Raw genomic sequence first — 19,882 nt, forward strand, 5'->3', positions numbered from 1 at the left:
GTCCAGAGGGTTGCGTCCATGGGGCTGCTCTTACTTCAATCAGTCATATGACTAGTCGTCAGACAGAAAAGAAGCAAGAGCCCGAACTGCCGCCGACCGCCTGGGCGGTGCTCGGCCTGCTCTCCTTCCCGGGCGAGCGAACGGGTTACGAGCTGAAGAAGTGGGCGGACGCCTCACTGCGTTTCTTCTACTGGGCCCCCGCGATCAGCCAGATCTACGCGGAGCTGCGCCGGCTCGAATCCCTCGGCTACGCGGCCTCCCGGCGCTCGGGCCCGGAGGAGCCCCGCGCGAAGCGCCGGTACGCGATCACGGGAACCGGCCGGGCGGCGCTCGCCGACTGGGCGGACGGTTCCCGGGACGCGGGCCCGCCCGTTCTCAAGCACCCTCTGGTGCTGCGTGTCTGGCTGGGGCATCTGGCGGACCCGCAACGCCTGCACGCGCGCGTGGCGGACCATATCGCCCGCACGAGAGGCGACTTGAAGGACGTACGGGACGCTCTGGCCCACGCCGAGGGAGTCGCGGAGTGGGCGCACCCACAGGTGGCGCTGCGCTGGAGCGAGCGGCAGCATCTGGCCGAGCTGGAGCTGGCGGAGGCGATGCTGGCCGATCTGGACCGGCTGAGCGCCGCGGCGCCGCGTCAACGCTCTGCGGGCGCGCCCACGCACGAGTGACGCGGGTCGCGGATCGCCGCCCGGCGGCGGTAGGACGGAGGGGAGCCTCTGTGCTCGGGGGCCCTCCTCCGTCCTCTCGCCTGTTCTTTGGAGCCGTACCCCGTGAGCACCCGTGCTGTCCTTGTCGCCGCCCTGATCACCGGTCTTGTCCTCGGAATCGCCGGCGCCCGAGCGGAGCACTCCGCTTCCCCGCGCGAGACGGGTTCCCTCACGGAAGCGGGCCGTTAGGCTGCCAAGGAGCCGCCGTCGACGGAAGCGAGATTGCCTTGAGTTTTCTCACCATTGGTCATCGCGGGGTCATGGGTGTCGAGCCGGAGAACACCCTCCGTTCCTTCGTCCGTGCCGAGCAGGCCGGCATGGACGCCATCGAGCTCGACCTGCACCTGAGCAAGGACGGCGCGCTCGTGGTCATGCACGACGCCGAGGTGGACCGTACGACGGACGGCCGGGGCGCGATCGCCGACCTGACCCTCGCGGAACTGCGGGGACTCGACGCCGGACAGGGCGAGCGCGTCCCGCTCTTCGAGGAGGTCCTCGACGCGGTGAAGTCACCGCTCCAGGCGGAGATCAAGGACGCGGCGGCGGCGCGGGCGCTCGCGGAGGTGATGCACCGGCGTGATCTGGCGGGCCGCGTGGAGGTGTCGTCGTTCCACGACGAGGCGGTCGCCGAGATCGCGTCGCTGGTCCCCGGTGTACGGACGGTGCTGATCGCCGGCCGTTACGGCGACGATGTGGTGGATCGCGCGAAGGCGGTGGGTGCGGCGACGCTGGCGCTGAACATCCGCAGGCTGACCCTGGAGACGGTGGAACGCGCGCACGCGGCGGGTCTGCGGGTGATCGGCTGGGTGGTGAACACGCAGGACCACCTGCGGCTGGTGCGGGCGCTGGAGCTGGACGGTGCGACGACGGACTACCCGGAGATCCGCCGCACGGGCCGCTTCACCGCGTAGGCGCGCACCTGCTTGCGAACCGGGGCCCCGCCCAGGACCCCGCTCCTCGACGCCGGAGGGGCTGGATGGGCCGCTGAGCGGGGCCCGCCGTCGGCGCCGCCTCGCTCCCCACCGCCGTAGGCGCCGTCCCGCCTACCCCAGCCCCTTCACCAGCAGCTCGAATTCCAAGTCGTCGCGCTGCGGCACGCCGAAGCGCTCGTCGCCGTACGGGAACGGAGTCATCCGCCCCGTACGACGGTAGCCGCGCCGCTCGTACCAGGCGATGAGATCCTCCCGCACCGAGATCACCGTCATGTGCATCTCACGCGCGCCCCACACCTCCCGCACCACACGCTCCGCCTCAGCGATGATCACCTTCCCGAGCCCCGCTCCCTGCATCTCCGGACGGACCGCGAACATTCCGAAGTACGCGGCCTCCCCCCGGTGTTCGAGCTGGCAGCAGGCGACCAGTACGCCGTCCCGCTCCACCGTGAGCAGCCGGCTGTCCGGCGACTTGATCACGTCGAGAACGCCCTCGGGATCGGTCCGCTGCCCTTCGAGGATGTCCGCCTCCGTGGTCCAGCCCGCACGGCTCGCGTCCCCCCGGTACGCCGACTCGATGAGCGCGACAAGCGCGTCCGCATCGGCCTGCGTCGCCTCGCGGAAGGTGAGCTCAGCGGCGGCCGGGCGTGGGGTGGTCTCCATGAGGGCGCTCTCCGGATCTGTACGTCGTGGGATCGGGCGCCCCGAGCCTAACGCGCGCTAAGGTCCGGATGCATGGTGCATGTACTGAGCAGCAGGACCCTTCTGCGCCCCACGGATCCCGAGCGTTCCCGCGCGTTCTACGGCGAGGCCCTGGGGCTCGCCGTGTACCGGGAGTTCGGCACGGGCCCGGAACGCGGGACGGTGTACTTCCTGGGCGGCGGCTTCCTTGAGGTCTCCGGCCGCTCCGACACCCCGCCCTCCCCCGGCCTCCAGCTGTGGCTCCAGGTCGCGGACGCGGCCGCGGCGTACGACGAACTGTCGGCCCACGGCGTCGAGGTGCTGCGTCCGCCCGTCAAGGAGCCGTGGGGGCTGATCGAGATGTGGATCGCCGATCCCGACGGCGTGCGCATCGCGGTCGTCGAGGTGCCCACGGACCATCCGCTGCGCTACCGCCCCTGACCCGGCCGTGCCCCCGTGCACCCCCGTGCACCCCCGTGCGCTCGCGTACGACGCCGCAGGAGCGGGCATCGACCGGGACGACACCGTCGATCGGGGAGGTACGCCGTGCACGGACAGACGATGTCCGGCTGGCTGCTCGTGGCGCTGTGCGCCGCGACCGGCGCGTACTGCCTGCTGCGGCTGCGCAGCGGCAGGGGGGAGCACCGCGAGGGGGCGGCGGGCGAGGCTCTGATGGGATTCGGGATGGCGGCGATGGCCGTGCCCGCAGCGGTGCTCGCGCCGCCGGCGTGGGGATGGATGCTGTACGCCGCCGTATTCGGCGGGGCCGCACTGCGGGCGCTGTGGCAAGCGCGTGAAAGCGCGGTTCACACCCACCACGCGCACCACGCGGTGGGATCTGTGGCCATGGTCTACATGGCCTTGGTCATGGCGCCGGGCGGCGCTGCTTCCGCATCGCACACGGGACATGCGGCCGGGTACGCGGCGGGCGGGATTCCGCTGCTGACCGGCGGGCTGCTGGTGTACTACGCCGCGTACGTACTGCGGTCGGGGACGAGGCTGATGCCGGTGGCCGCAGGGGCGGCGGGGGCCGCCGGTGGGGCGGTCGCCTGGGGCGCACGGCCCGAGCTGGCGCTCGCCTGCCGGGTCACCATGAGCATCGGCATGATCGCGATGCTGCTCACTTTGTGACACGACACTGCGAAACCGTGTCCTGCGTCACTTGAGCGCCTCGGCCATACCCGGGAGTAGGGTCGCGCTCATAGGCTGGCCGCATGACGGTCTCCTTCGCACTTCTGCTGCTCGGTGTCGTCGCCGCCGTCGCGGCCCCGCGACTGATGTCGCGCGCCGACTGGCGGGAGCGCGAACCCGTGGTGGCGCTGTGGGTGTGGCAGTGCGTGGTGGCCGGCGTGCTGCTGTGCTTCGGTCTTTCGATGACGTTCAGCGCGGCCGCCGCCTGGCAGGCCGTACGGGGCCACGTTTTCGCGTCCGCCCCGCACGGCGTGATGGAGGCGTACGCCCTTGCCGCGTACGGGCCTTGGTCCGCGGTCATCGCGGTGCTGCTGGCGTGCGGCGGTGCGTGGACGGCGGCGATGCTGACCCGCGAGATCCGCAGGACGTACGTACGTCGCGGGCAGCGGCGCGCGGAACTGCTCGTACGCGCGCCGCTGCTGCCCGGAGAGGAGCCCGGCAGCGACCGGCTCGTCGTACTCGAGGGCGAGCGCCTCGACGCGTGGTGGCTTCCGGGCGCCACGCCCCGACTGGTCATCACCACGGCCGCGTTGCGACGGCTGAAGGGGCACCAGCTCGACGCGGTGCTCGCCCATGAGCAGGGACACGTACGGGCCAGGCACGACTGGCTGCTGCACTGCGCGTCCGCTCTCGCGATCGGCTTCCCGCAGATTCCGGTGTTCGCGGCGTTCCGTGACGAGATGCACCGGCTGGTGGAGCTGGCCGCCGACGATGTGGCCTCACGGCGCTTCGGCCGGCTGACGATCGCTCTCGCGCTGGTCGAACTCAACGAGGACCGCGGCGTGTTCGGCCCCTGCCCCACACCGCACGCCGAACTGCCCCGGCGCGTCGACCGGTTGCTGGCGGCGGCGCCACGGCTCACCGCGGGCCGCCGGCTGCGGCTGACGGCCGCGGCCTCGCTCGTTCCCGCCGTGCCGCTGCTCGTCGCGTTCGTGCCGGGGCTCAGGGCGCTGGGGTAGTTCCGTGCGGTAACCAAGGGGGGATGGCCCCGGGCGCCTGCCGTGGGCGAGGATCTTTCCATGCGCTCTTCCCAGCTCGCTCCCCCGTCCCGCCCCGCACTTCCCGCGCCCGTACTCGCGGCAATCGTCTTCACGGCTCTGTCCGCGGTCCTTCTGCTGCTCGTCGTGGCCGAGTGGCGCCCCCTGATGTCGTTCGACCGTTCGGTCGGGGACGCGCTGCACGACTCGGCGGTCGGCCACCCCACCATTACCCACACCAACCGGATCCTGTCCGACTGGGTGTGGGACCCGTGGACGATGCGTGCGCTGGTGGCCGTTGTCTTCGTATGGCTGCTCCGTCAGGGGGAACGGCTGCTGGCGCTGTGGATCGCCGCCACCAGTGCGCTCTCGACCCTCGTACAGCAGATCCTCAAGGGAGCGGTCGGCCGTGAACGTCCCGAGTGGCCGGATCCGGTCGACTCCGCGCACTTCTCGGCCTGGCCGTCCGGCCATGCGATGACGGCGATGGTCACCTGCGGACTGCTGGTGTGGCTGCTCCGGCTGCGCTGCGCGGACCCCCGGCTGCGGGCCGCCGTACTGGTCGTCGGGACCGTGTCCTGGATCGGCGTCGGCGTCACGCGCCTGTATCTCGGGGTGCACTGGGTGTCCGACGTGGTGGGCGGCTGGCTGCTGGGAGCGGCCGTAGTGGCGCTTTCGGCGGTGGCGTACGGTCGCCTGGTCGCTTCCCGGGAAGGATCATCCGCATGACGGTCAAGGGCGCGCTCTTCGACTTCTCCGGCACACTGCTCAGGATCGAACCGACCGAGGTGTGGCTGCGCGCCGTTCTCGACGACCAGGGACTGTCCGTACCGCCGGACGACTTCGCACGGTACGCAAGGGAGTTGGAGGAGGCGGGCGCGCTGCCCGGCACCCGCCGCTCCGCGGCGGGTGCCGCGGGAGCTGGCCGAGCTGTGGGCGACTCGCGACGTGAGCGCGGAGCGGCACCGCGCCGCGTACACGGGTCTCGCCCGTCAGGTCGCACTCCCCGACGCGCGCCTGTACGACGCTCTGTACGACCGCCATATGACGCCGGCCGCCTGGCGCCCGTACGCCGATGCCGCCGAGGTGCTCGGTGAACTGCGGCGGCGGGGCGTCGGCGTCGCCGTGGTCAGCAACATCGGGTGGGACCTGCGGCCGGTCTTGCGGGCTCACGGCCTCGACACGTGGGTGGACGCATACGTCCTGTCGTACGAGCACGGCATCCAGAAGCCGGATCCGAGGCTCTTCCGGGCCGCCTGTGAGGCGCTCGGGCACGATCCGCGCGACATCCTGATGGTCGGCGACGACCGGCGTGCGGACGGCGGCGCGGCGGAACTGGGGTGCGCGGTGCACTTTGTGGAGCATCTGCCGGCCGACGAGCGGCCCGCCGGGCTGCGCCCGGTGCTGGGGCTCCTGGGCTGAGAAAACGGCAGCCGACCGGCATGCGAAAACGTCCGTATCCGGCGGTCCCCCGCGCCGCCGGATACGGACGGCAAGCACCACAGGGCAGGCCCGCCAAGGCGCCTGACGTGGGACCACTGAGTATATTGGCTACGGGCCAGTCAACGCAGGAGTTACAGCATGTCCCCGCGCAGCGCATCGGTCAACGAAGAATTGCGTCGCCGTTCCCGGGAACGGCTGTTGCAGGCCACCGTGGACCTCGTCGGGGAGCGCGGCTACGAGGCGACGACACTCGGCGACATCGCTGACCGGGCCGGATCGGCTCGCGGGCTGGTCTCGTACTACTTCCCCGGCAAAAGGCAGTTGCTGCAGTCGGCCGTTCACCGGTTGATGCACCGGACGCTCGAATCGGCCCTGGAGCGCGAGCCGCGCACCGACGACGGCAGGGAACTGCTGGCCCGCGCGATCGACGCCGTACTGGGTCTCGCCTGCGAGCACCCGGTGCTCATGCGCACCCATATGGCGGGCATCCTCCAGGCGGAGGGCTTCGTGCAGTGTCCCGAACAGCAGCGGCTGGCTGAGCTGCTGCGGGGCGCCGTCGTGCGCTACGGATCGCCGGATGTGGACGCCGACTATCCGCTGCTGCGCGCGCTGCTGATGGGCGCGGTGTTCGCCCTAGTGCTGCCGGGAGCGCCGATGCCGCTCCCCAGCCTGCGGGCCGAGTTGTTCCAGCGCTACGGGCTGGCCTGGGAGCTCGGCGTACCGCCGGACGGAGAACCGCCCGGCGGCACACGCGCGCGTGCCGTGGATCAGCGGCGGTAGTCGGGCTGGGTCTGCACGTTGAGCTCGTGCATCCTGACCTTCTTGGCGCCGTCGGTGCGCTTGTCGTTGAGCTTCAGTACGTCGAAGCCCTTCGCCATGTCGTTCGAGTAGATGTAGCCGTTGTAGTAGTACGCCGACCAGGAGCCGGCGGTGACCGAGGTGGTCGCGCTGACGGGACCGCGCTCGAAGAAGGCGATCTCCTTCGGCTTCGCCGAGTCGGTGAAGTCCCAGACGGAGACGCCGCCCTGGTACCAGGCCTGGACCATGATGTCCTTGCCCTTGACCGGGATCAGCGAGCCGTTGTGGGCGACACAGTTCTCGGTGGCGGCCTGGTGGCGGTCGATCTTGAAGTAGCTCCGGAAGACCAGCTTGCGCTTGTCGCCCTTGCCCTTGATGTCGTAGATGCCGTCGGCGCCGCGGTTCGGGCCGGTGGCCTCGTTGCAGGTGGCGCCGACGCCGCCGCCGAGCTCGTCGGTGAAGACGACCTTGTCGGCCTTCTGGTTGAAGGTCGCCGAGTGCCAGAACGCGAAGTTGACGTTGTCCTGGACGCGGTCGATGACCCGCGGCTTCTCCGGGTCCTCGATGTCGAAGATGATGCCGTCACCCATGCAGGCACCGGCGGCCAGGTCCTTCGAGGGCAGCACGGTGATGTCGTGGCAGCCGGTCGTCTTGGAGACGCCCGGGTTGGTGGGCGCGCCCGGGTTTCCGCCGTCCGGGAAGAGCACCGGGAAGTCGACGATCGCGGACTTCTCCGGGGCGCCGCGCGGCACCTTGATGATGGAGATGCCGTCGTGCGGCGGCTTGCAGTCCGGGAACGTGTCGCTCGGCGAGTACGACGAGACGTAGACGTAGATGTTGCGGCGCTCGGGCACCAGGGTGTGCGTGTGCGAGCCGCACGCGGTCTCGACAGCGGCGACGTACTGCGGGTTGCTCTTGTCGCTGATGTCGAAGATCTTCATGCCCTCCCACGAGGACTTCTCCGTCGCGGGCTGCGAGGTGCTCGTGCACGAGTTGTCGTTGCGCGAGGAGTCCGTGGAGAGGAAGAGCAGGTCTCCGGAGACGGAAATGTCGTTCTGCGCACCGGGACACAGCACCTGGGAGACCGTCTTCGGGGCCTTCGGGTTGCTGATGTCGAAGATCCGGAAGCCGTCGTAGTTGCCGGAGAAGGCGTACTTGCCCTGGAAGGCCAGGTCCGAGTTGGTGCCCGTGATGGCGTCCTTGGGGACGTTCACGAGGTGCTCGATGTTCTTGCTGTGGACGATCTCGTCCACGCCGGGTATCTCGCCGCTCTCAATGGCGGCCCTGGCTTCGGCCTGCTGCGATGTGGTCAGGCTCTTCTTCTTCGCGGGCGCGTCCCCTGGATCAGGGGTCGCCGCCGCGGGGCCGGCCGTCAGCAGCGTGGCGATGAGCCCTGCCGCGGCGGTTGCCACGCCCAGGCGTCTGCGCCGCACGCGGGTGATGTGCAACGAGGTCACTGCGTCCTCCCTTGTATCCGTTCACAGTTGAACGGTTCATACACCCCGGCAGTATCGTCGTTTGCATGCACATCTCAACAGATGGCAACGAAGACGTAATGAAAGTTTCTGATCACCGGTGTGCGGAAGCATGCTAAGAACAGACACCAATCACCCCATGTGCCCCAGGAGGTCGCCGTGTTGATCCGCCTCAAGCCCACGTGCGCCCGCAGACCCGACATCGCGCGCACGGCCGCCGCGCTCGCGGTGGCCACGGCGGCCGTACTGGGTCTCGGCGCGTGCGACGCGGGCGGCGGGGACGCGCCGAAGTCGAAGGCGGCCGCGGGGCCTTCGGTGGTCGCGCCGGGCCGGCCCGGTGAGCCCGCCAAGACCATGTCGGCCGAGGAGGCGGCGAAGGCGCTGCCCGACGGCTCTCCCAACGGGGCGGACTTCGGCTACGCGCGCATGATGATCGAGCATCACGCCCAGGCGCTGGAGATGACGGAACTCGCCCCGAAGCGGGCCCGGTCGACGCAGGTCAAGCGCCTCGCCGAGCGGATCACCGCGGCCCAGCGCCCCGAGATCGACGCGATGCGGGGCTGGCTGGACACCAACGGCGGCAAGAAGCACAAGGGCGGCCACGACCACGCCGCGATGCCCGGGATGGCCACCGAACAGCAGCTCGCGAAGTTGCGCGAGGCCGAGGGCAAGGGCTTCGACGAGCTCTTCCTGAAGCTGATGATCATTCACCACGAGGGCGCGGTCGACATGGCGACCGAGGTGCTCGCGCAGGGGAACAACGTCCAGGTCGAGGAGATGGCGACCGACGTACTCGCGCAGCAGAGCGCCGAGATCGGCAGGATGCGCGACATGTGACGGCTGCGGCGGGGCGTCTAACGGCGGTTGTGGCGGGGGGACAGATGGCCCTCGTCGCGCGCGCTCGCGATCAGCCTCAGCGATCTGCGCCGGCTGCGGCCCGTCGCGCTCATCACCGCGAGCACCGGGTCCTGCCCCGCCTGCTGGGCGGCCCGGTACGCCTGTGCCGCGATCCGCCGCCCCGACCTGCCGCCGGGCCAGGACGGGCGGGCGCGCCCGACGGGCGGCGGCTTCGGCCCGGACTCCCGCTCGGTCTTCGGCTCCGGCATCGGCTCGGGCTTCGCGTCGACGGTCGTACGCGGAGGCGCGGCGACCACCCGGCAACCACCCCCCAGCGGCCCTTCGACCCATTCGGCGGCCGCCGTGAAACCGTCGAGCGGCAGATCCGCGCGCACCTCCTCGACGGTGATCCGCTCCGCGGACATCGCGGCCAGTACGTCGATCCTGGCGCCGTCGGCGAAGGTGAGCCGGACATTGAACCAGGAGGGGCGTACCGGCACCGCCCCATTCGGTTCATAATGGTTGTTAACGTTAAAAAAGGTACTTTCCAGCACGGTGGAAACGTAACCCCGCCCCGCGCGGGGCCCGCCACGGCGCGCACGCGTGTATGCCGTAAGGCACTCCCTCAGCGCATCTCCCCCGGGCCGCCGATCGGTGCCATGCTGGAGGCCCTTGCGGGAAGGAGCCCCCGCCGTGCTTCGAGTCGCAGTCATCGGTTCAGGCCCGAGCGGGGTCTACGCCGCGCAGGCCCTGGTGCAGCAGGAGGCGGTGCCCGACGTGCACGTGCACGTACTGGACCGGCTGCCCTGTCCGTACGGACTGGTGCGCTACGGCGTCGCACCGGACCACGAGAAGATCAAATCCCTCCAGGGCAGTCTGCGCGCCGTTCTCGAGCACGAGCGGATCACCTTCGTCGGCCATGCCGAGGTGGGCGCGGCCGGGCTCACCCCAGAACGGCTGCTGGAGCTCTACCACGCGGTGGTGTACTGCGTCGGGGCCGCGACCGACCGCAGGCTCGGCATTTCCGGCGAGGACCTGCCCGGAAGCTGCTCGGCCACCGACTTCGTCTCCTGGTACAGCGCGCATCCGGACGCGTCCGCCAACGGCTTCGCGCTCGGCGCGCGTTCTGCCGTCGTCATCGGCGTGGGCAATGTGGCGGTGGACGTGGCCCGCATCCTGGCGCGCGGCGCGCATGAGCTGCTGGCCACCGATGTGCCGCAGCCGGCGCTCGACGTGCTGGCGGACAGCCGGGTGCGCGACGTGCACATGGTGGGCCGGCGCGGCCCTTCACAGGCGAAGTTCACGACCAAGGAGCTGCGGGAGCTGGGCACACTGACGGACGCGGGGGTGGTCGTACGGCCCGAGGAGCTCGGCCTGGATCCGGCGTACGCCGGTCCCGAGTCGGCCGCCGCCGTGGCCCTGCCCGCCGTGAACCGGCGCAATGTGGAAGTGCTGCGGGCCTGGGCGGCCGGTGGCGGCGGGGAGCGGGCGCGCCGCATCCACCTGCGGTTCTTCCTGCGGCCGGTGGAAGTGCTGGAGGAGAACGGGCGGGCGGCCGGGGTGCGCTTCGAGCGCACGGTGCCCGACGGCAGCGGCGGCGTACGCGGCACGGGAACGTACGAGGACATCGAAGCCCAGCTGGTGCTGCGGTCGGTCGGCTACCGGGGGGCGCCGTTGCCCGGGCTGCCGTTCGACCCGGGGAACGGGACGGTGCCGCACGCCGCAGGACGTGTGCTGCGGGACGGAGCGCCGTCGCCGGGCGAGTACGTGGCGGGCTGGATCAAGCGGGGTCCGACCGGCGTCATCGGCACCAACCGGCCGTGCGCCAAGGAGACGGTGGCCTCGCTCCTCGCGGACGCGCCGGCGCTCGCCGAGCGCCCGCTCGTGGACGACCCGCTCGCCGCGCTGCGGGAGTCGGGCGTCCGCCCGGTGGTGTGGAACGACTGGCGCGCGATCGAGGCGGCGGAGGCGGCACTGGGCGTCTCGCTGGGCCGTCGGTCGGTGAAGCTCCACGACTGGGCGGGACTGCTGGGCGCGGCGCACAGCAGCGACTGACGGGCGGCGGGCGAGCCGGGGAGTTCTCCCGCGGCTCGTCAGCCGTCGGTGCCGAGCCGGTCCGCCTCCAGGGCCGCCGCTTCCAGTACGCGCTCGATGAGGCCGGGGAAGAGCGCGTCCAGGTCCTCGCGGCGCAGCCCGTTGAGCTTGGCCGTACCCCGGTAGGCCTGGCGGATGACACCGCTCTCGCGCAGCACCCGGAAGTGGTGGGTGGTCGTGGACTTGGTGATGGGAAGAGTGAAGTACGAGCAGGCCAGCTCGGAGTCGGCCACCGCCATCTCTCGGACGATCAGCAGGCGCATCGGGTCGGAGAGCGCGTGAAGCACCCCTTCGAGTCGGATTTCGTCGCGCGTGGGATGCGCGAGTTCACGCGTGCTCGTGGCGGTGGTCACGGCGGGGCTCCAGTTCGTATGGGAGACCTCATTGTACGACGCTCTTCGTAGTTTCGGGGAGCCGGTTTCGCGGTCCCGGGCGGGCTCAGCCGTCGGGGTCCCTCAGGAGGGACTCCATGAGTTCGATCTCCGCCTGCTGCCCGTCGGCCATGGCCCGGGCCAGCCGTTCGACGGCGACCGGGGCACCCTTGCCCAGTACGCCGCGAGCCATGTGCACGCCCCCGCGGTGGTGCTCGGTCATCAGCCTCAGGAACAGCACGTCGGCCCGCTTCCCCTCGGCCTCGCCCAGCGCCGCCATGTCGCCGCGGCCGGCCATCCCCGGCATCAGGACGCCCTGCCGGCGCTCCCGCGCACTGGGCGGCGGCATGTTCATCCAGGCCATGGGGGGACGGCCGGAGGTGGCCGTGCGGCCCCAGAGGGAGAGCCAGCCGAGCATCATGCCGCGCTGGCCGGCCTGGGTGTTGGCGATGTCGTACGCCAGGGTCCGTACCGACGGCGAAGTACCGCTCCTGAGGACCAGGAACGACATCTCGACGGCCTGTTGATGATGTATCGACATGTCACGGGAGAAGCCGACCGCGGCCGAGCCGTCGGCTGGGGCGGCGGCGGCAGTAGTGCCGGCGGCGGACCTGCCGGAGCCGAGCAGCGCGGCGGCGAGCAGGGCGAGCACGACAGCGGCCGCGACGGCAAGGAGCACCCTGGTGCGCCGGGACGGCGTGGCGCTCACGGTTCGGCCCTGCCCCCGGTGACCGGGGCTCCCGGCTCCGGCGCCTGAGGTCCTTGCACGTACGCGTCGAAGAAGGCGTCCACGCGGGGGTCGGCCGGGGATTCGACGGAGAGCTGATGGCCCCAGGCCGTCAGCTTGACGGGGCTGTCCTGGCCGGCCACCGGGCTCATCATCCGGTACGGAACGCCCTCTACCTTCGACCGCAGCGCCGCCACGTCCTTCGCCGGTGCGCTCCCCGAGTACGTCACCCAGACCGCGCCGTGCTCGAGAGCGTGCACCGCGTGCTCGTTCTTCAGCGGCTCGGTGTAGACGTCGCCGTTGGCGTTCTGCCAGGTGGGGTCGTGGCGTCCGCCCACCGGGGGCGTCGGTCCTGCGGAATAGTCGACGCCGCCCGTGACGTGCCCACGGTCCAGGTCCTCGTAGAGCTTCTCGCCCCGTACGTTGACCTTGTCCGGGTCGATGCCCGAGGTCCGGGTGCCGTCGTCCGGGGAGCCGCCGGAAGCCGTGGAGACCAGGGCGGCGCCGGCTCCGCCGACCACGACGACGGCCGCCAACAGGGTGGCGGCGATCTTCAGGCGGCTCCTGAGCCGCGCCTTGCGGGCGTCCTCGCTGCGCAGCTCGGCGAGTCTGGCGCGCCGGGACTCGTCCTCACGTGCGGCCCGCGAGGCCGTGGACCGCCGTTGATCCTCAGACATGGGATACCCCCCGGATACCGGATACGGCGTACCGCGTCGGCCGACAGGCCCAGGCTAGAGCGGCCCGTGTCCCGGGTTCCCGGGTCCGTGGTCCCGGACCGTTCCCGGGACACGGTCGGGGCGGGTGTCACACGCAACCGGGACAGCGGGCGATCTAGGGTGCGAGCGCTGTGCCTGTCCGCCAACGGTGGGGAATACGAGTGGAATTCGGCATACTTGGCCCGCTGCGCGTCTGTTCCGCCGGCCGGGAGATCGTCATCGAGGGGCGCAAGCAGCGAACCCTGCTGGCCGCGCTGCTGCTGGCCCGGGGAGACGTCCTGCCGGACGACCGGCTCACCTCACTGATGTGGGGTCAACGGCCCCCTGCCACGGTGAGCGCACAGATCCACACCTATGTCTCGCGGCTTCGCAAGCGGCTCGGGCCCTCGGCCGCGGTGGTCCGCGAACCGGCCGGTTACCGCCTGCGGATCGGCGACGGGCGCTTGGACGCCGACGAGTTCGAACGGCTGTCGCGCGCCGGCCACAGCGAGCTGCGCGAGGGGCGGCCCGACAAGGCCGCGGGCCTGCTGGCCTCGGCCCTCGCCCTGTGGCGCGGGCCCACGCTCGGCGGCGTGACCGAGTATCTGCACGCCGCCGAGACGCCGCAGCTGGACGAGGCGCGCATGGCCGCCCTGGAGAGCCGCATCGAGGCCGAACTGGCCCTGGGCGAACACCTTCAGCTGGTCGCGGAGCTCACCGGCCTGGTGGCGCGCTACCCGTTGCGCGAACGGCTGCGCGCCCAGTGGATGACCGCGCTGTACCGCTGCGAACGGCAGGCGGAGGCCCTCGCCGTGTACCAGGAGGGCCGTCGGATGCTCGCCGACGAGCTGGGACTCGACCCCGGTCCGGTACTGGCCGCTACGCACCGGGCCGTCCTCAGCGGCGGCCTCGCGCTCACGCCGTCGTCCCGCGCAGCCGGTCCGTCCAGGCCACCAGCTGCTCGAACTGCCGGTCCAGGGCGTGCTCGTCGGAGCCCACCGGGTCCTTGAAGAAGAAGCCCAGCTCCGGTACGGGCCCGCTGACGCCGGCGTGGTGCGCGAGCGCCATGAACCGGGCGAGGTCCAGCACGAGCGGCGCGGCCAGTGCGGAGTCGCAGCCCTGCCAGACGAACTGCATCGTCATGCGCGCCCCGAGGAAGCCCTCGAAGGTGATGTGGTCCCAAGCGGTCTTCCACTCCCCCAGCTCGGGAACGTCGTGGATGTGCACGCCTCCCTGGACCGGGTGACCGAGGTGCTCCTGGAGGATCCGGTCCTTGGAGCGGATCTTCGCGTCGGCCCGGTGCGGGTCGGCGAGCGTCGCGCCGTCACCGCCGCCCAGCAGGTTCGTACCGGACCAGCTGTGCACCTTCAGTGCCCGCCTCGCGAACATCGGCGCGAGTACGGACTTGACCAGGGTCTCGCCGGTCTTGCCGTCGCTGCCCGCGTACGGGAGGCCGCTCGCGCGGGCCAGCTCGTCCAGGGCGGGCAGCCGGGCGCCGGCCGAGGGGGTGAAATCCACGAACGGGCAGCCCGCGCGGAACGCGGCACACGCGTACAGCGAACTGTCCGGCAGTACGGACTCCCCGTCCGCGCGGCGCAGTTCGCGGCTGAGCAGCTCCCAGGAATCGTGCGCGGGAAGCGGCCGCGTGGGTGCCTCGGTGGAAGCGACGTTCACGACCACCACGCCGGCCACGCCCGTCCGCCGCCTGAACCCGGCGATGTCGGCGGCGAGGGCGTCGACCACCGCGTCCAGGGAGGAGCCGGGCGGCCAACCGCCGGCGCCGGTCCGTACACCGGGTCTGATCTCGGCATCGGCGGCGCGCAGGTCTTCGCGGACCAGCTCCGGCAGGCCGCGCGGCACGACCCCGTCGGCCGCGAGCTGTTCGGCGCGCTTGACGAGACCGATGGGCGCCGGATCGTGCCCGCCGAAGACCAGCTCGTCGAAGGCGGGCAGCGGCAGCCCCGCGAAGGGGGCGAGTTCGCTGACGACGCCGACCGGCGCGACGGCGCCGGCCCGTAGACCCGCCGCGCCCACGACGACGCTCGCCGCCACCGAACCGCGGCCGCCCACCAGCCATATTCCCGTACGCATGGATACTGCCTCTCTCCTCGGCGGTCCTGGGGGCGTCAGCTCTGCTGGGGCGGCTCTTCGGGGTACGGGAAGGACTGGAAGTCGATGTCGAGCCTGCGCGGGCCGCGCGGCAGCCAGTGGGCCGCCAGCTTCCGCACGGTCTTGTCCGGCAGGGGCGGGTTGACGTGTACCAGATCGGGGTCCGCCCGCATCTGGACGGCGCAGCCGAACGCGTTGAGCGGGGCGAAGCGCGCCCAGCGCCGGGCGTCGATGTCCAGGAACATCATCGCCCGCATGACGACGTGCCAGACCGGGTAACCGCCGGGCGGGCGGCCCGTCATGATGTGCAGTGCCTTGGTGCGCGGGTCGTACAGCATGCCCTGCGCGAACCAGGCGAAGGCGTCCACGAGCCGGGGATCGCTCCGCCGGTAGACGGCGTCGAACACCTCCAGCTGGACACGCGACATGACCTCGAGAGGCTGCCGGCCCGGGGCGACGAACCCGGTGAAGTTCCGGCGGTAGCCGTCCGGCGACTTCACCATCTCGCGCCATGTGTTGAGCCACGTCCTGTCCCAGCCCTTGCCGAAGGCGGAGACGAGCGCGAGATAGGCGTCGGTGAATTCCTTGGAGGGGTGGTAGAGGGTCGCCTGGTCGAGCAGATACCACAGTTCGTTGGCCCGGCGGTCCCCCTGCATGCCCGGAATGGCGGGGAGCTGGGGGTCCCGGGCCCCGCCTCCGTGGAGGCCGGCCGCGGCGGCCGGGTGCGCGCCCGCCGTCGCCAGCAGGGTCGCGGCCGTCGCGCCCAGCGACGCCCGCAGGACTGTTCGCCGCCCCGGCCCGGCCATCAGCTCATCCCCTCGGGGAGCGGGAAGGACTGGAAGTCCCGGTCGAGCCGGTCGATGTCCTTGACCAGCCAGGTGGCGGCGAGCTTGCGCACGGTCCGGCGCGGCAGCGGCGGGTTGATCCTGTCCTGGGCGGGCTTCGCGGCACTCTGCATCGCCCAGGCGAAGCCGAGTGCCGGCGCGACGCGTTCCCAGCGCCGGGTGTCGATTCCCAGCATCATCATGGCGCGCATGTAGACGTACCAGGTGTGATAGCCGGGCGGCGGCTGGTTGTTGACGGTGTTCATGGTGTGCACGAGGTACGGCGGGCGGCTGCGCGGGTCGTACAGCACGCCCTCGCCGAACCAGCCGAACGCCTCGACGAGCCGGTGGTGGCGGCGCCCGTAGTAACGGTCGAAGACGCCCAGCTGGGTTCGCGACAGCACTTCGAGCGGCTGCTTCACGGGTGTCACGAACTCCGTGAAGTCGCGGGGGTAGTCGGGCGACTTGACGAGCGCGAACCACTTCTGGCGCAGGTCGCGCTCGAGGTTTCCGAGGTAGGCGTTGAGGGCCTTGTACGCGTCCTTGACCTCCTGGGCCGAGTTGAACAGGGTCGCGTCGTCCAGCCGGTACCAGAACTCGTTCGCTCTCCGGTCGCCGCTCATCCCCGGTACGTCGGGGAACTCGGTGCCGTGGTGCCCGGCTGCCGTCGCCGCCGGGGCGCCCGCTGTCGCCACCGCTGTCGCGGCCGCCGCTCCCAGCGAGACCCTCAGGAGCTGTCGTCGGTTGACCTGTGAAGACACGTGGGGCCGTCCTTCCTCCTGCTTCCGCTTCCTTCGTGTCGGAGGCTAGGACCGGCCCCTATACGTATTCCGGTAGGTCGCCTATACGTTCGCGCGTACGCCTTCCAGGGCCGCCAGGGCCGCTTCGACGTCATAGCGGTGGACCCAGGAAACGTCCTCGACGAGCTGCGCGAGTCCTCCGCCGCCGGCCGGAGCGCCCCCGGACCGCGTGGCCTTCAGGCGCAGCGATCCGCCACCACGGGAGCCGAGCTGTACACGGGTGACGTGCGGCCGGCGGAAGTCCTCGTACCGCCGCAGACCCTGCGGGGTTCCGTCGAGGAAGTGAGCCAGGGCCACAGCGTCCTCGATGGCCTGCCCGGCGCCCTGCCCGTGGTGCGGCAGCATCGGATGTGCGGCGTCGCCGAGCAGGGCGAAGCGGCCCCGGCCCCAGCTCCGCAGCGGTTCGCGGTCGTACAGGGACCAGCGGCCGGTCTCACCCGCCGCGTTCACGATCGCCCGCACCTGGTCGCTCCAGCCGGCGAACGCCCGGGCCAGTTCCCTGCGTTCGCCGGACGCGCTCCAGGACTCCTGGCGCCCGTGCCGTTCGGGGACGACCGCTACGAAGGTGAAGCGCAGGCCGCCGTCGACCGGGTAGCACAGCATGCGCGCGTCCTGGCCGACCCAGATGTACATCGTGTCGGTGGCCAGCCCCGGCAGCCGCTCGGCGGGCACCGTGCCGCGCAACGCACTCGACCCGGAGAAGACGGGCCGCTCGTCGCCCGCCACAGCGCGCCGGACGACGGAGTGGACACCGTCGGCCGCCACGAGGAGCCCGGCTTCGGCGGTGCGTCCGTCGGCGAACCGCAGCCTCACCCTGTCGGGCCTCTCGTCGAAGGAGACCAGCTTCGCACCGAGGTTGATCCGGTCCCGGGGTATTCGCGCGGCGAGTACCGCCTGCAGACGGGCGCGCTCCACGGTGAGATGCGGTGCGCCGTACTCGTCCTCCCAGGCGTCGCCCATCGGCTGCCGGGTGAGGACACGGCCGTCCTGTCCGCCGCGTACTTCCAGCGCCTCGGGCCGGACCGCCGTGCGGGCCAGCTGTGGCCCGAGGCCCCAGCGGCGCAGTATCCGGGCTCCGTTGGGGCCCAGGTGCATGCCCACTCCGGTTTCACGGAGCTCGGGGGCCTGTTCGTACACCTCGACGGCCACGCCCTTGCGCAGCAGTGCGGTGGCGGCGGCCAGCCCGCCTGTTCCGGCGCCGACGACGGCGACGGCGACGCGGGTGGTCCGTGGCGCGTTGAGCATGATTCCCCTTCGGCGTAAGGATCGTGTCACTGCGGCCGCGGCTCACGGATCAGCGCGATCCGGCGGAAACCAGCCCCGTCTCGTAGGCGACGATGACGAGTTGGGCCCTGTCACGGCTGTCGAGCTTGGTCAGCAGATGGCTCACATGGGTCTTGACCGTCGGCAGGCCCAGATACAGCCGGTCGGCGATCTCGTTGTTGGACAGCCCCCGGGCGACGAGCGTCAGGACCTGGCGCTCGCGGTCCGTGATTGCGGCCAGTTCACGGGCGGACGGCTGCGCGGGTCCGGGGCCGCGGGCGAACTCCGCGATGAGCCGGCGGGTCACCGACGGGGCCAGCAGGCCGTCTCCGGAGGCCACGACCCGGATAGCGGAGAGGAGATCACCGGGCAGCGTGTCCTTGAGCAGGAAGCCGCTGGCTCCCGCGCGCAGCGCCGCGTACACATAGGAGTCAAGGTCGAACATGGTCAGCATGAGGACCCGGACCCCGGACATGGCCGGGGAGGAGCAGATCTGCCGGGTGGCCTCGATGCCGTCCAGGTCCGGCATCCGGACGTCCATGAGTACGACGTCGGGCTGGTGGAGCCCGGCCGCGCGTACCGCCTCCAGACCGGTGCCCGCCTCGCCCACCACGGTGAGGCCCGGCTCGGCCTCGATCAGTACGCGGAAGCTGCCGCGCAGCAGTGCCTGGTCATCGGCGACCAGTACGCGCACGTCCTCGCTCATGCGGTGGCCCCCCGGTCGTCGAGGGCGGGGACGAAGGGCAGCCTGGCGGCCACCGTGAAGCCGCCCCCGGGGCGCGGGCCGGCGGCGAAGTCGCCGTCGTACACCGCGATGCGCTCCCGCATGCCGATCAGTCCGTGCCCGCCGGCGGGCCCCGGTGGCGCGGCCCTGTCCCGGGCGCCGGTTCCGTCGTCGGTCACGTCGATCCTCACCTCGTGGGCGTCTCTTCTGATCACGACCCGGCAGTCCGCCGGTGCCGCGTGCTTGACGGCGTTCGTCAGCGCCTCCTGAACGATGCGGTAGACCGTCAGGCCGACTGCCTCGGGCAGCTCGTCCAGACCGTGGACATCCAGATCCACCCGCAGGCCCGCCGCGGTCGCGTTCCGCGCGAGGGTGTCGAGGCCGCCGGGGCCGGGCACCGGGCTGAGATCACCGCCCGGCGGGCCCTCGGGCTCCGACGAGCGCAGTACGCCGAGCAGTTGGCGCATCTCGCGCAGCGCGCCGCGGCTGGTGGTCTCGATCACGCGCAGGGCCTCACTCGCCTCCTCGGGCCGGGTGCTGACGACATGGTTGGCGACCGCGGCCTTGACGGCGATCACACCGACGCTGTGGGCGACGATGTCGTGCAGCTCCCGTGCGATCCGCAGCCGCTCTTCCGCGACCGCCCGTTCGGCGAGCTGCTCGGCGGCGCGCGCCGCGTAGGCACGGCGCTCCCGTACAGCGGTGCCCAGCGCCCAGCTTCCGCCGATCAGTGCCCAGCCGGACAGAATCAGCCCCGGCCCCTCCAGCCACCAGTACGAGTACGTCGTACGGGGCTCCGTCGCGATCATCCCGGCGAAGCCGGGCAGCGCGGCCGCGACGGCCGGCACCCAGCGCCGGCCCGGACCGGCCAGCGCGACCGGGTAGAGGGCGAAGGCGACGGCCAGGAACGGGTCCTTCGCCGCGTCGAGCACGACCGACGCCACCGACGTCACGAGGACGACCGCGAGCACCGGCAGGGGCCACAGCCGTCGTACGGCGAGCGGCGTCCCGGTCGCGAGGACGAGTGCGTCGGCCAGGGCGTCGGGGAGGTCCGCGCGCAAGGGCCCCGGCTCGGCCTGGGTGTGCCGCAGCGCCAGGAGCAGCGCCATGTACGCCACGGCGGCCAGGCAGTCCAGGGCGATCAGCTGGGGCGCGGTCAGGCGCCGTCCGAAGAGCGGTCGTGCTTCCGGATGATCCATTCTCCGACCCTAACCGCGCGGGTTGTCCCGGT

The 19,882-nt window shown here is 71.5% G+C and carries 23 protein-coding genes and 1 pseudogene; 12 read left to right on the forward strand and 12 right to left on the reverse strand.

Annotation, left to right across the window (positions count from 1 at the left end; all coding sequences use genetic code 11):
• The first annotated feature begins 47 nt into the window (after nt 1–47).
• From AC1P0E_RS02650 to AC1P0E_RS02660, 3 genes are all read left to right on the forward strand, one after another.
• A complete protein-coding gene (locus tag AC1P0E_RS02650) occupies nt 48–671 on the forward strand; it encodes a PadR family transcriptional regulator (RefSeq protein ID WP_482740523.1) in 624 nt (207 codons plus the stop codon).
• A 102-nt stretch (nt 672–773) separates the two neighbouring features.
• Nucleotides 774–899: a hypothetical protein gene (locus AC1P0E_RS02655; RefSeq protein ID WP_482740524.1), complete on the forward strand. Its 126-nt coding sequence runs from the start codon at nt 774–776 to the stop codon at nt 897–899.
• 38 nt (nt 900–937) lie between these two features.
• The gene (locus AC1P0E_RS02660) at nt 938–1,621 is read left to right on the forward strand and encodes a glycerophosphodiester phosphodiesterase (protein WP_482740525.1); all 684 of its coding nucleotides are present in this window, start codon (nt 938–940) and stop codon (nt 1,619–1,621) included.
• Between the two features lie 132 nt (nt 1,622–1,753).
• On the opposite strand, the gene AC1P0E_RS02665 is transcribed toward AC1P0E_RS02660, so the two are convergent.
• The gene (locus tag AC1P0E_RS02665) at nt 1,754–2,305 is read right to left on the reverse strand and encodes a GNAT family N-acetyltransferase (RefSeq protein WP_482740526.1); all 552 of its coding nucleotides are present in this window, start codon (nt 2,303–2,305) and stop codon (nt 1,754–1,756) included.
• Nucleotides 2,306–2,377: 72 nt separating this feature from the next.
• Here AC1P0E_RS02665 and AC1P0E_RS02670 point away from each other — a divergent pair, with 72 nt between their 5' ends.
• From AC1P0E_RS02670 to AC1P0E_RS02695, 6 genes and pseudogenes are all read left to right on the forward strand, one after another.
• On the forward strand, nt 2,378–2,764 hold the full coding sequence (locus tag AC1P0E_RS02670) for a VOC family protein (protein WP_482740527.1): 387 nt from the start codon (nt 2,378–2,380) through the stop codon (nt 2,762–2,764).
• Nucleotides 2,765–2,869: 105 nt separating this feature from the next.
• Nucleotides 2,870–3,454 carry a DUF5134 domain-containing protein gene (locus AC1P0E_RS02675; protein WP_482740528.1) on the forward strand — a complete coding sequence of 195 codons (585 nt, stop codon included), beginning with the start codon at nt 2,870–2,872 and terminating at the stop codon, nt 3,452–3,454.
• 83 nt (nt 3,455–3,537) lie between these two features.
• Nucleotides 3,538–4,473, forward strand: coding sequence for a M56 family metallopeptidase (locus AC1P0E_RS02680; protein ID WP_482740529.1), 936 nt, complete (start codon nt 3,538–3,540; stop codon nt 4,471–4,473).
• Nucleotides 4,474–4,533: 60 nt separating this feature from the next.
• Nucleotides 4,534–5,220, forward strand: a complete 687-nt coding sequence (locus tag AC1P0E_RS02685) for a phosphatase PAP2 family protein (RefSeq protein ID WP_482740530.1) — start codon at nt 4,534–4,536, stop codon at nt 5,218–5,220.
• A pseudogene (locus AC1P0E_RS02690) lies at nt 5,217–5,913 on the forward strand (HAD family hydrolase). Before AC1P0E_RS02685 ends, AC1P0E_RS02690 begins: the two are co-directional and overlap by 4 nt.
• Nucleotides 5,914–6,072: 159 nt before the next feature.
• The gene (locus tag AC1P0E_RS02695; RefSeq protein ID WP_482740531.1) at nt 6,073–6,714 is read left to right on the forward strand and encodes a TetR/AcrR family transcriptional regulator; all 642 of its coding nucleotides are present in this window, start codon (nt 6,073–6,075) and stop codon (nt 6,712–6,714) included.
• On the opposite strand, the gene AC1P0E_RS02700 is transcribed toward AC1P0E_RS02695, so the two are convergent.
• Nucleotides 6,702–8,189 (reverse strand): LVIVD repeat-containing protein, encoded by a 1,488-nt coding sequence (locus AC1P0E_RS02700; protein WP_482740532.1) that lies wholly within the window; start codon nt 8,187–8,189, stop codon nt 6,702–6,704. The two genes, AC1P0E_RS02695 and AC1P0E_RS02700, sit on opposite strands and share 13 nt — an antisense overlap.
• Nucleotides 8,190–8,372: 183 nt before the next feature.
• Here AC1P0E_RS02700 and AC1P0E_RS02705 point away from each other — a divergent pair, with 183 nt between their 5' ends.
• Complete coding sequence (locus AC1P0E_RS02705; RefSeq protein ID WP_482745632.1) at nt 8,373–9,044, forward strand: DUF305 domain-containing protein; 672 nt, start codon at nt 8,373–8,375, stop codon at nt 9,042–9,044.
• A 17-nt stretch (nt 9,045–9,061) separates the two neighbouring features.
• On the opposite strand, the gene AC1P0E_RS02710 is transcribed toward AC1P0E_RS02705, so the two are convergent.
• The gene (locus tag AC1P0E_RS02710; protein ID WP_482740533.1) at nt 9,062–9,544 is read right to left on the reverse strand and encodes a DUF6214 family protein; all 483 of its coding nucleotides are present in this window, start codon (nt 9,542–9,544) and stop codon (nt 9,062–9,064) included.
• A gap of 193 nt (nt 9,545–9,737) precedes the next feature.
• Here AC1P0E_RS02710 and AC1P0E_RS02715 point away from each other — a divergent pair, with 193 nt between their 5' ends.
• Nucleotides 9,738–11,099 (forward strand): FAD-dependent oxidoreductase, encoded by a 1,362-nt coding sequence (locus AC1P0E_RS02715; RefSeq protein ID WP_482740534.1) that lies wholly within the window; start codon nt 9,738–9,740, stop codon nt 11,097–11,099.
• Nucleotides 11,100–11,137: 38 nt separating this feature from the next.
• Here the strand turns inward: AC1P0E_RS02715 and AC1P0E_RS02720 are convergent, their stop codons facing one another.
• From AC1P0E_RS02720 to AC1P0E_RS02730, 3 genes are all read right to left on the reverse strand, one after another.
• Nucleotides 11,138–11,491 (reverse strand): ArsR/SmtB family transcription factor, encoded by a 354-nt coding sequence (locus tag AC1P0E_RS02720; protein ID WP_482740535.1) that lies wholly within the window; start codon nt 11,489–11,491, stop codon nt 11,138–11,140.
• A gap of 85 nt (nt 11,492–11,576) precedes the next feature.
• Nucleotides 11,577–12,218: a DUF305 domain-containing protein gene (locus tag AC1P0E_RS02725; protein WP_482740536.1), complete on the reverse strand. Its 642-nt coding sequence runs from the start codon at nt 12,216–12,218 to the stop codon at nt 11,577–11,579.
• A complete protein-coding gene (locus AC1P0E_RS02730; RefSeq protein ID WP_482740537.1) occupies nt 12,215–12,913 on the reverse strand; it encodes a DUF3105 domain-containing protein in 699 nt (232 codons plus the stop codon). Before AC1P0E_RS02730 ends, AC1P0E_RS02725 begins: the two co-directional genes overlap by 4 nt.
• Before the next feature lie 200 nt (nt 12,914–13,113).
• On the opposite strand from AC1P0E_RS02730, the gene AC1P0E_RS02735 reads away from it, so the two are divergent.
• Nucleotides 13,114–13,941 carry an AfsR/SARP family transcriptional regulator gene (locus tag AC1P0E_RS02735; RefSeq protein WP_482740538.1) on the forward strand — a complete coding sequence of 276 codons (828 nt, stop codon included), beginning with the start codon at nt 13,114–13,116 and terminating at the stop codon, nt 13,939–13,941.
• On the opposite strand, the gene AC1P0E_RS02740 is transcribed toward AC1P0E_RS02735, so the two are convergent.
• The 6 genes from AC1P0E_RS02740 to AC1P0E_RS02765 form a co-directional block, all read right to left on the reverse strand.
• Nucleotides 13,847–15,022, reverse strand: a complete 1,176-nt coding sequence (locus AC1P0E_RS02740) for an inositol-3-phosphate synthase (protein ID WP_482740539.1) — start codon at nt 15,020–15,022, stop codon at nt 13,847–13,849. The genes AC1P0E_RS02735 and AC1P0E_RS02740 overlap by 95 nt on opposite strands.
• A 35-nt stretch (nt 15,023–15,057) precedes the next feature.
• The gene (locus AC1P0E_RS02745) at nt 15,058–15,846 is read right to left on the reverse strand and encodes a hypothetical protein (RefSeq protein ID WP_482740540.1); all 789 of its coding nucleotides are present in this window, start codon (nt 15,844–15,846) and stop codon (nt 15,058–15,060) included.
• Nucleotides 15,846–16,625, reverse strand: coding sequence for a hypothetical protein (locus AC1P0E_RS02750; RefSeq protein WP_482740541.1), 780 nt, complete (start codon nt 16,623–16,625; stop codon nt 15,846–15,848). Before AC1P0E_RS02750 ends, AC1P0E_RS02745 begins: the two co-directional genes overlap by 1 nt.
• Before the next feature lie 81 nt (nt 16,626–16,706).
• A complete protein-coding gene (locus AC1P0E_RS02755) occupies nt 16,707–17,909 on the reverse strand; it encodes an FAD-dependent monooxygenase (RefSeq protein ID WP_482740542.1) in 1,203 nt (400 codons plus the stop codon).
• A 49-nt stretch (nt 17,910–17,958) separates the two neighbouring features.
• Nucleotides 17,959–18,633, reverse strand: a complete 675-nt coding sequence (locus AC1P0E_RS02760) for a response regulator (RefSeq protein WP_482740543.1) — start codon at nt 18,631–18,633, stop codon at nt 17,959–17,961.
• Complete coding sequence (locus AC1P0E_RS02765) at nt 18,630–19,850, reverse strand: sensor histidine kinase (protein WP_482740544.1); 1,221 nt, start codon at nt 19,848–19,850, stop codon at nt 18,630–18,632. Before AC1P0E_RS02765 ends, AC1P0E_RS02760 begins: the two co-directional genes overlap by 4 nt.
• Between the last annotated feature and the right edge of the window lie 32 nt (nt 19,851–19,882).

It is taken from the genome of Streptomyces sp. TRD_SC_5, from assembly GCF_056836825.1.

Coding starts and splice junctions, on each gene's coding strand:
- AC1P0E_RS02650 (WP_482740523.1), top strand. CDS start 48: ATGACTAGTCGTCAGACAGAAAAGAAGCAAGAGCCCGAACTGCCGCCG.
- AC1P0E_RS02665 (WP_482740526.1), bottom strand. CDS start 2,305: ATGGAGACCACCCCACGCCCGGCCGCCGCTGAGCTCACCTTCCGCGAG.
- AC1P0E_RS02670 (WP_482740527.1), top strand. CDS start 2,378: ATGGTGCATGTACTGAGCAGCAGGACCCTTCTGCGCCCCACGGATCCC.
- AC1P0E_RS02680 (WP_482740529.1), top strand. CDS start 3,538: ATGACGGTCTCCTTCGCACTTCTGCTGCTCGGTGTCGTCGCCGCCGTC.
- AC1P0E_RS02685 (WP_482740530.1), top strand. CDS start 4,534: ATGCGCTCTTCCCAGCTCGCTCCCCCGTCCCGCCCCGCACTTCCCGCG.
- AC1P0E_RS02695 (WP_482740531.1), top strand. CDS start 6,073: ATGTCCCCGCGCAGCGCATCGGTCAACGAAGAATTGCGTCGCCGTTCC.
- AC1P0E_RS02730 (WP_482740537.1), bottom strand. CDS start 12,913: ATGTCTGAGGATCAACGGCGGTCCACGGCCTCGCGGGCCGCACGTGAG.
- AC1P0E_RS02740 (WP_482740539.1), bottom strand. CDS start 15,022: ATGCGTACGGGAATATGGCTGGTGGGCGGCCGCGGTTCGGTGGCGGCG.
- AC1P0E_RS02745 (WP_482740540.1), bottom strand. CDS start 15,846: ATGGCCGGGCCGGGGCGGCGAACAGTCCTGCGGGCGTCGCTGGGCGCG.
- AC1P0E_RS02755 (WP_482740542.1), bottom strand. CDS start 17,909: ATGCTCAACGCGCCACGGACCACCCGCGTCGCCGTCGCCGTCGTCGGC.
- AC1P0E_RS02760 (WP_482740543.1), bottom strand. CDS start 18,633: ATGAGCGAGGACGTGCGCGTACTGGTCGCCGATGACCAGGCACTGCTG.
- AC1P0E_RS02765 (WP_482740544.1), bottom strand. CDS start 19,850: ATGGATCATCCGGAAGCACGACCGCTCTTCGGACGGCGCCTGACCGCG.